Source organism: Shigella sp. FC1567, assembly GCF_001743015.1.
GTDB classification, from domain to species: Bacteria; Pseudomonadota; Gammaproteobacteria; order Enterobacterales; family Enterobacteriaceae; genus Escherichia; species Escherichia coli.
The window spans coordinates 1-694 of record NZ_MIIV01000351.1; the positions used below are offsets into that span (position 1 = coordinate 1).

General features: G+C 49.0%; 2 protein-coding genes. Both read left to right on the forward strand.

Annotation, left to right across the window (positions count from 1 at the left end; all coding sequences use genetic code 11):
- Positions 1-306: integrase core domain-containing protein (locus tag BHE85_RS17625; RefSeq protein ID WP_032232747.1), on the forward strand; the 306-nt coding region annotated here is incomplete at its 5' end.
- Positions 307-467: 161 nt separating this feature from the next.
- Positions 468-694: IS3 family transposase (locus BHE85_RS17635; protein ID WP_069673482.1), on the forward strand; the 227-nt coding region annotated here is incomplete at its 3' end.

Below are 694 nucleotides of genomic sequence, written 5' to 3' on the forward strand. Positions count from 1 at the left end.
AAAGGTTCTCAGTATGTATCGCTGGCCTACACACAGCGGCTTAAGGAAGCCGGATTACTGGCATCAACAGGAAGTACAGGCGACTCGTATGACAACGCGATGGCGGAGAGCATCAATGGTCTTTACAAAGCGGAGGTAATACACCGTAAGAGCTGGAAAAACCGTGCAGAAGTGGAACTGGCCACACTCACGTGGGTGGACTGGTATAATAATCGACGATTGCTGGAAAGGCTGGGCCACATCCCTCCGGCAGAAGCAGAAAAAGCTTATTATGCTTCCATCGGAAACGATGATCTGGCAGCCTGAGTTCACAGATAAAACACTCTCCAGGAAACCCGGGGCGGTTCAGAAGCAGCTTGCTGCACACCCTGAGTTAGCAAACGATGAAGTTGCTCTGAAGTGGCACACTGAATTTGGCCACCTGAACAGAGGTGATATGCTCACCTCAGAACAACACAGGTGCTCCAATGAAAAAAAGAAATTTTAGCGCAGAGTTTAAACGCGAATCCGCTCAACTGGTTGTTGACCAGAAATACACGGTGGCAGATGCCGCCAAAGCTATGGATGTTGGCCTTTCCACAATGACAAGATGGGGCAAACAACTGCGTGATGAGCGTCAGGGCAAAACACCAAAAGCCTCTCCGATAACACCAGAACAAATCGAAATACGTAAGCTGAGGAAAAAGCTACAACG